Source organism: Streptomyces kebangsaanensis, assembly GCF_001906585.1.
In the GTDB taxonomy this organism is placed as follows: domain Bacteria; phylum Actinomycetota; class Actinomycetes; order Streptomycetales; family Streptomycetaceae; genus Streptomyces; species Streptomyces kebangsaanensis.
In genome coordinates this window covers 95,388-100,227 of the sequence record NZ_JUJA01000158.1, presented here as the reverse complement: position 1 = coordinate 100,227, position 4,840 = coordinate 95,388, and the positions used below count along the sequence as shown (strand labels likewise).

At 73.5% G+C, this 4,840-nt stretch carries 5 protein-coding genes; 2 read left to right on the top strand and 3 right to left on the bottom strand.

The features are described from left to right. The first annotated feature begins 147 nt into the window (after nt 1–147). Complete coding sequence (locus RH94_RS29030) at nt 148–630, top strand: ATP-binding protein (RefSeq protein ID WP_079189232.1); 483 nt, start codon at nt 148–150, stop codon at nt 628–630. Between the two features lie 122 nt (nt 631–752). Here RH94_RS29030 and RH94_RS29025 read toward each other — a convergent pair whose 3' ends face one another. Both RH94_RS29025 and RH94_RS29020 read right to left on the bottom strand, forming a co-directional pair. Beyond that, complete coding sequence (locus RH94_RS29025; RefSeq protein ID WP_073951316.1) at nt 753–1,796, bottom strand: DUF2637 domain-containing protein; 1,044 nt, start codon at nt 1,794–1,796, stop codon at nt 753–755. 278 nt (nt 1,797–2,074) lie between these two features. Beyond that, nucleotides 2,075–2,908 (bottom strand): (2Fe-2S)-binding protein, encoded by an 834-nt coding sequence (locus tag RH94_RS29020; protein WP_073951315.1) that lies wholly within the window; start codon nt 2,906–2,908, stop codon nt 2,075–2,077. 163 nt (nt 2,909–3,071) lie between these two features. On the opposite strand from RH94_RS29020, the gene RH94_RS29015 reads away from it, so the two are divergent. Continuing rightward, on the top strand, nt 3,072–3,890 hold the full coding sequence (locus RH94_RS29015; RefSeq protein ID WP_073951314.1) for a GntR family transcriptional regulator: 819 nt from the start codon (nt 3,072–3,074) through the stop codon (nt 3,888–3,890). A 49-nt stretch (nt 3,891–3,939) separates the two neighbouring features. Here the strand turns inward: RH94_RS29015 and RH94_RS29010 are convergent, their stop codons facing one another. Continuing rightward, the gene (locus RH94_RS29010) at nt 3,940–4,713 is read right to left on the bottom strand and encodes a hypothetical protein (protein WP_073951417.1); all 774 of its coding nucleotides are present in this window, start codon (nt 4,711–4,713) and stop codon (nt 3,940–3,942) included. Nucleotides 4,714–4,840: the final 127 nt, after the last annotated feature.

Below are 4,840 nucleotides of genomic sequence, written 5' to 3'. Positions count from 1 at the left end.
GTCGTACTTCGGCCAAGTTGGCCCGCCGCTGTCCGAACACCTGGTCATTGAGCGTGCGGCATGACTGGCACGTGTCCCGGGGGGCAAGGATCTGCGTGAACGTGTTCGAGCTGGAGGGGGACCGACATCGGCACGCGGACGGGGGACATGAAGAGGCAGGCACGAGGGGACGGGCCCCCGCCGGGCGGGGCCTTACCGATCCGGACGACGGAGGAACAGGCGGACGGCTCCACGGAACGGCACTCGGCACCCCAGCTCAGGCGCAGGCTGGAACGGGCCGATCTGAAGGCGGTGCCCGAGACGCGCCGGGCACTGCGCGAACTGCTGCGCCACTGGGGCGGCCCCGGCACGTCCCAGGTCGCGGAGTTGCTCGCGAGCGAGCTGCTCACCAACGCGCTGGTGCACACCGACGACGACGCCGTCCTGACGGCCACCGTGTCACCGCGCGGACTGCGCGTGGAGGTAAGGGACTTCGTCGCCCGCAGACCCGGGCCCCGGGTGCCGGCCGGCGACGACGACACGGGCGGCCGGGGCCTGGTCCTGGTGCAGTCCCTCGCGGACGCCTGGGGCGTGTGCGCGCACGGGGTCGGGAAGTCGGTGTGGTTCGAACTGGGCGCGAACGCCGGGTGAAACGGGTGTGGTGAAACGGGTGTGGTGAAACGGGTGTGGTGAAACGGGTGTGGTGAAACGGGTGTGGGGCGCGGCCGTACGACCACGCCCCACACCCGTTTCACCGGTCACCGGTCACCGCATCAGCCGAACTGCTGCTCCAGGTCCTTGAGCTTGCGCTCCAGGGAGTCCAGACGCGGCAGGGCCATTGTGTCGTCCTCCGCGGTGAGGTCGACGGTGGCGCTGTCAGAGCCCTTGCGGACGGGCTGCAGGGAGGGACGCGCGCGCACGGGCAGCTGCTCCGCCGCCGCTATGGCAGGCTCCGCGGTGACCGGGGCCGAGGCGCGCTCCAGGGCCTGCGTCTCCACGTGCCGGCCGCCGCGGCCGACGAAGCCGCGGTGGCCCCGGCTGATCGCCTTCAACCGCGCCCGCTCCACGCGCTGCTGCTCGCGCTGCAGCCGCCGGGCCTCGTCCTTCTGCCGCTTGTCGTCGCGCACCTCGTCGACCGCCTCGTCCAGGCTGCGCACGCCCTCCAGGAGCATCAGCGACCAGGCCTTGTACGTCTCGCGGGGCGCCCGCAGCCAGCGGACCACCCGGATCTGCGGCAGCGGGCGCGGCACGAGGCCCTGTTCCCGCAGGGCGGCCCGGCGGGTCTGCTTCAGCGCGCGGTCGAACAGGACGGCCGCGGACAGCGACATGCCGGCGAAGAAGTGCGGCGCGCCCGCGTGGTCGACGCCCCTGGGCGCGTGCACCCAGTTGAACCAGGCCGCGGCGCCCGCGAACGTCCACACGAGTATCCGCGAGCCGAGCGCCGCGTCACCGTGGCTGGCCTCGCGCACGGCGAGCACGGAGCAGAACATCGCCGCGCCGTCCAGGCCGAACGGAACGAGGTACTCCCAACCGCCGGAGAGGCCGAGGTTCTGCCGGCCGAAGCCGACCAGACCGTGGAAGGAGAGCGCGGCGGCGACCGCCGCACAGCAGAACAGGAGTGCGTAGGAGGCCGTCCCGTAGATGGCTTCCTTGCGCCTGCGGCGCTCCTCGCTGCGCTCCCACGAGTCGTCCGCGCTCGCGTTCTCCCCGGAGGAGCGCTTCTTGCCGCGCGCGAGCACCGCCACCGCCGCCACCACGCCCAGGAGCAGCACGGCGCCCGGAAGCAGCCAGTTCAGCGATATGTCGGTCAGTCTCATCTGGGGTCCCTTGCATTGGGATAGGGCGTAACGCCCGCCATAGTGGCCCAATTCCACCGGCCCTCAGGGGGTTTCGGGGCAAGAGGCCGCCAAGGAGGTGCAAGGGGATGCCCAGGGCGGCGTTCTGCTCGAACTGCCGCTTGAGGGGCGGGAGTTGAGTTCGAATAAGATTACCCGTGCGGATGGTTCCGCGAAGAGTTCCCGCGACGGGTGGGGAAGTTGTGAAGCATTTGTGACCTTGTGGGTGCGGCAACCGCGGATGATCATACGGGATGCGCTCAACCCGCTGCGACGGCGGCCAGTTTCGTGATCCGGTCCGCGTCGCAGGTGCGCGGGCAGGTGGCGCAGGTGTCCTCGGGGCGCACGGTGTAGAACATGCAGCAGCTGGCCCGGTCCCGGGTCGGCAGCGACTCGCCGTCCGGCCCGGTCAGCTCGCGGAAGGCGGCCGAGCCGACGTACGGCCGGGTCGCGCCCGGCAGCAGCAGTTCCAGCTCCCGCTGCGCCCGCCGCTGTTCGCCGAGCAGGTGGGCGACGTACCACAGGCCCTCGACGATCTCGTCGGTCGCCATGCCCCACAGGGCGCGGCCGCGCCGCCGCATGTGCGGGCCGAAGCCGGTCAGGACCGGTTCCAGGTGCTCGGCGACCGCCGCCCGCACCTCGGCGCGCAGCGCCTCCTCGTCGCGCACCACGCGCGCGCCGGGCAGCGCGGCCGCGGGGTCGCCCGGCAGGCAGGCGAAGCCGGCGGGGCGTACGGCCATGCGGCCGGCGTGACGGTCGTAGGAGACGTGGGTCACGGGCAGGCGGGGCACCCTGCGGTGCAGGAACCACGGCACGGTGAACAGCAGGCAGGCGGGCCAGGCGTACCGGTGCAGGGCGAAGCTCGCCACGACGTCCGGGCGGGCCCGGGTGCCGTAGTCCCGCAGGACCTGGGCGTCGTCCCAGGCCAGGAAGGCGTCCATCCCCGGTCCGTCCGCCGCGAGCGAGGCGGCCGGGGTCCACCCGCCGCCGTCCGGGACGGGTTCGCCGTCCCCGAGCTCCGTCACGGCGAGGCCGGGGAAGACCTCGGTGAGGCGGGCGTACGCGTCCGCTACGGCCGAAGGGAGCACAGGCATGCCGGACCACCGTTTCGCGCTCGACTGAAGGTAAGCCTTACCTTACTTCACTTCAACGGAGTGTGAACCCATGGCCCATAGCCTTTAAGGTGCTTGACGGACGAGTAACAAGTCGCCGTAATGACCTCAAGTACCCCAAGCACCCCAACCCCGGAGGAGGGCCGTGAAGCAGGGCGCGCAGGACTCCACCGGCACCCGGATCCCCGAAGCCCGGCCGGACGCGGCGCCGCGCCTGCCGCGGCAGGCGCCCACCGCGGAACCGCGCCGGGAGCGGGACGTCCCGTCCGCGGACGCCTCACCGGCCGACGTCCGCGGCGAGCACACGCACAGCGAGAGACCCCTGCCGCGGCCCCGGTCCGTCGTGCGGCGCTCCTCCGTGCGCGGGCAGGTCCTGCAGGCCCTGCGCACCGCGCTGGTCGCGGGCGAACTGCGGCCCGGCGAGGTCTACTCGGCACCCGCGCTCGGCGAGCGCTTCGGGGTGTCCGCCACACCGGTGCGCGAGGCGATGCAGCAGCTCGCCCTGGAGGGCGCCGTCGAGGTCGTGCCCAACCGCGGCTTCCGGGTGGTCGAACGCGGCGCCCGCGAGCTCGCCGAACTGGCCGAGGTGCGGGCCCTGATCGAGGTGCCGATGATGCTGCGGCTGGCCCGTACCGTGCCCGTCGAGCGCTGGGCCGACCTGCGGCCGCTCGCCGAGGCCACCGTGCGGGCCGCGTCCTCCGGCTGCCGGGCGACGTACGCCGAGGCCGACCGGACCTTCCACCGCGCGGTGTTGTCCCTGGCCGGGAACGGCCAGCTCGTCCAGATCGCCGAGGACCTCCACCGCCGCGCCCAGTGGCCGCTCGTCGGCGGCCCGGCCCGGCCCGGCCGCGCCGACCTGGTCGCCGACGCGGCCCAGCACACGGCACTCCTGGACGCGCTGATCGTCCGGGACCTGGAAGTGGTGCGCTCCCTGGTGGCCGAGCACTTCGGGGGAGCGGCGTAGGACCCGCGGGCCCGGCGGGAACCGCCGGACAGGGCCTGCGTCACGCCGCCTACGCCGTCGCCGCTCCCGTCGCCGGCGGTAACGGAGCCAACTGCCGGGCCAGCCACGTCGGTACGCCCCCCAGCAGCCGGAACAGCCGCCGGGCCTCCTCGCGCAGGCGGGACGCCTCCGGCTCGGCCTCCGTGTCGGCGAGGGAGACCAGGGCCGGGGCGGTGCCGACGAGGTAGCCCAGCTCCTCGCGGATCCGCAGCGACTCGGCGAAGCCGTGCCGTGCCTCGGTCAACTCGCCGTCCCGCAGGGCCAGTCCGGCCAGGTGGCGCCAGGTGGAGGAGAGCAGGAGCCGGTCGGGGCGCGCGGTGGCGCCCGCGTGGGCGCGGCGGTAGGCGGCGCGCGCGGCCTGCGGGGAGCGGGTGAGGTTCTCGGCGATCAGTCCGCGCCGGAAGTCCAGCAGCGCCCGCCCCGGCCCCCCGGGCGGAATCAGGGCCGCCGCCCGGCCGAGCGCGGCCCGTGCCTCGTCCGCCCGGTCCCGTACGCCGTGCAGCGTGGCCGCGTAGGCGAGGTACCCGCGTTCGCAGGCGGCCGCCCCCCGCTCCTCGTCGGTGTGGGCCAGCGCCTCGGCGGTGCGCAGCGCGTCCTCCGCCTCCTCCCAGCCCGCCTCGGTGTACAGGCACCGCTCGACCAGCAGCTCCGTCCTCTGCAGCGCCGCGGCCGCGGTGGCCGGCTCGAGCAGTTCCGCCGCGTCGGCCCAGCATGCGCGTGAGCGCAGCCGCCATACCGCGGTCTGGAGTGGATCGTCACCTGGGGTCGTTCCGTTACCAGACATGGCGGTATGCGCCACGTTGCCCTCCCCGAGCACGCCGTCGAGCCTTGAGTGGTGGCGGCATCTCAGCACGAAATCCGCAGCCCGGCCAAGAGGTTGGGTGAAAGAATTCACAAAGTCGGGTGAGGGG